Origin of the sequence: Novosphingobium sp. B-7 (assembly GCF_000410615.1) — a bacterium.
Classification (GTDB): Bacteria; Pseudomonadota; Alphaproteobacteria; order Sphingomonadales; family Sphingomonadaceae; genus Novosphingobium; species Novosphingobium capsulatum.
Genome location: NZ_KE148487.1, coordinates 3,432 through 6,158 on the forward strand (window position 1 = coordinate 3,432; position 2,727 = coordinate 6,158).

At 65.7% G+C, this 2,727-nt stretch carries 3 protein-coding genes; 2 read left to right on the forward strand and 1 reads right to left on the reverse strand.

The features are described from left to right. Positions 1-348, reverse strand: a 348-nt coding sequence (locus tag H926_RS35150; RefSeq protein WP_237741137.1) for an FAD-dependent oxidoreductase, incomplete at its 3' end; no start/stop codon positions are given. A 376-nt stretch (positions 349-724) separates the two neighbouring features. Between H926_RS35150 and H926_RS0121260 the strand changes: the two genes are divergently transcribed. Together H926_RS0121260 and glpK are read left to right on the forward strand one after the other, a co-directional pair. Next, complete coding sequence (locus H926_RS0121260; protein WP_022678049.1) at positions 725-1,513, forward strand: MIP/aquaporin family protein; 789 nt, start codon at positions 725-727, stop codon at positions 1,511-1,513. A 44-nt stretch (positions 1,514-1,557) separates the two neighbouring features. Then, positions 1,558-2,727: glycerol kinase GlpK (glpK, locus tag H926_RS0121265; protein WP_022678050.1), on the forward strand; the 1,170-nt coding region annotated here is incomplete at its 3' end.

Genomic DNA, 2,727 nt, shown 5'->3' on the forward strand with positions numbered 1-2,727 from the left:
GTGATCATAGAGCCACAGCCCCAGCCGCACCATCCAGGCCGGGCGCACCGCGCCGCGCTGGGGCAGCACGAACGACAGCGGCCAGATGATGTGCGGCGCCATGGCCCACAGCCGCTCGCGCTCCATCAACGCTTCGCGCACCAAGCGGAATTCGCCATATTCGAGATAGCGCAGCCCGCCATGCACCAGCTTGGTGCTGGCCGAAGAGGTGTGCGCGGCCAGGTCGTCCTGCTCCACCAGCAGCACCGACAGGCCGCGCCCGGCGGCGTCACGCGCAATGCCGGCGCCGTTGATGCCGCCGCCAACGATCAGCAGGTCATAGGTCGAAAGGGACGGGTCGTGCGTCATGGTTGTGCCTTTGCCGCCTGCGTTGCGCAGGCCTTCGAGCGTCTGCGTTTACTGCACTACGCATTCGGAAGCGAGAGGTTTCGCGTAACTTCGCGCTATTTCACAAGCAAATCGCGCCATTTCGCGCTGCGGTGGCTGCGCCTAAGGATCGAGTGTGGCTAGTTGGTATTTATACAAACAACTGTAAAACATGAAATAATATAGAATTTCACGGTGCGCTCCACCGTGCGCGATAAAGCAGGATTCTCGCGCTGCCCTGCTGCAGGCGCGAAAGCGAACTTTCCCATTGACGCGCCCGCCAAAGCCGGTACCACCCTGGATCGGTAACGACGGGCAAAGCCAACAACCGCCCGGTCACCCCGCACAGAGGATAGCCATGAGCCCGCGCAAACGCTTGATCGGAGAATTGTTGTCCGAATTCATCGCGGTGATGATCATCATCACGCTGGGCGATTCGGCGGCGGCGATGATCACGCTCTATGATCCCAGTCCCTATGCCACGGCCTATTGGGGGGTGTGCATCGCCTGGGGCCTGGCGGTCACGCTGGCGATCTATGTTACCGGTGCAGTTTCCGGCACCCATGCCAACCCGGCGGTGACGCTGGCCCTGGTGCTGTTTCGCGGGTTCGAGGCGCGCAAGGCACCGCTTTATATCGTGGCGCAGATCGCGGGCGGGTTCGTCGGGGCGGCGCTGGTCTATCAACTGTTCCAGCCGGTGATCGATCACTACAACACCCTGCACGGGGTGACGCGCATGGACGGTGGCGCCGCTGGCGTGTTCTTCACCCATCCCGGCCAGTTCATCACCCCGATGCATGCCTTCTGGGACGAGGTGATTCTCACCGCGATCCTGCTGCTGGGCATCTTTGCCATCACCGACCAGGCCAATACCCAGGCGCCCATGGCCAATTCCGGCGCGCTGGCGATCGGCCTGCTGGTGGCCTGCATCGGCGCCTGCGGCGGCTTTCTCGAAGCCTGGCCGCTCAACCCGGCGCGTGACTTTGGTCCGCGCCTGTTCTGCTTCTTTGCCGGATGGGGCCCGGCGGCCTTCCCGTCGCCCGACAACTATTGGTGGATCCCCATCGCGGCGCCGATCCTGGGCGGGATCGTGGGCGCTGGCCTCTACCAGGCCGCGATCCGCCCGTTCCTGCCGGCTTCGGCCTGACCCATTCCTTGCGCCGGGCTGCGGCGCCACACAGGACAAGACCCATGACCCAACCCCGCCACATCCTTGCGATCGACCAGGGCACCACGTCCACCCGCTGCATCGTGTTCGATGCGCAGGCGCGGGCCTGCGCCACCAGCCAGCGCGAATTTGCCCAGCACTATCCCCAGGCCGGCTGGGTGGAGCACGATCCCGAAGACATCTGGCGCGATACGCTGGAAACCGCGCGCGAGGCGATCGCCCAAAGCGGGCTGGGCGCCGCCGCGATTGCCGGCATCGGCATTACCAACCAGCGCGAAACCGTGGTCATCTGGAACCGCGAAACCGGCCGGCCGATCCACAACGCGATTGTCTGGCAGGACCGCCGCACCGCCGCCGCGTGCCAGGCGCTCAAGGACCAGGGCGTGGAAGACATGGTGCGCAGCCGAACCGGCCTGCTGCTCGATCCCTATTTTTCGGGCACCAAAGTGGCATGGCTGCTCGACAACGTGCCCGGCGCGCGCGCCGATGCCGAGGCGGGCCGCCTGGCCATGGGCACGATCGACTGCTTCCTGCTGTGGCGGCTGACCGGCGGCGCGGTGCACGCCACCGACATCACCAACGCCTCGCGCACGCTGCTGTTCGATATCCATCGCCAGCAGTGGGACGAGGAACTGTGCCAGTTGCTGCGCGTGCCGATGGCGATCCTGCCGCAGGTGACCGACAACAGCGGCATCTTTGGCCATACCGCGCCCGATCTGTTCGATGCGCAGATCCCGATTGCCGGCCTGGTGGGTGACCAGCAGGCGGCGCTGTTCGGCCAGGCCTGTTTCGAGCGGGGCATGGCCAAGTCCACCTATGGCACGGGCTGCTTCATGCTGCTCAACACGGGCGAGACGGCGCCGGTGTCGCGCAACCGCCTGCTCACCACGCCGGCCTACCGCCTCAACGGCAAGACCACTTATGCCCTTGAAGGCTCGATCTTCGTAGCCGGCGCTGCGATCAAGTGGCTGCGTGACGGGCTGGGCATCATCACCCACGCGCGTGAAACCAACGACATGGCCACCCAGGTGCCCGATAGCCACGGGGTCTATATGGTGCCGGCCTTCGTCGGCCTGGGCGCGCCGCACTGGGACCCGGACGCGCGCGGGGCGATCTATGGCCTGACGCTGGGCGCCACGCCCGCGCATCTGGCGCGCGCCGCGCTGGAGGCGGTGGCCTATCAATCGTGGGAT

What these genes read in the sequence shown, in the direction of transcription:
- H926_RS0121260 (WP_022678049.1), top strand. Translation starts at nt 725, where the DNA reads ATGAGCCCGCGCAAACGCTTGATCGGAGAATTGTTGTCCGAATTCATC.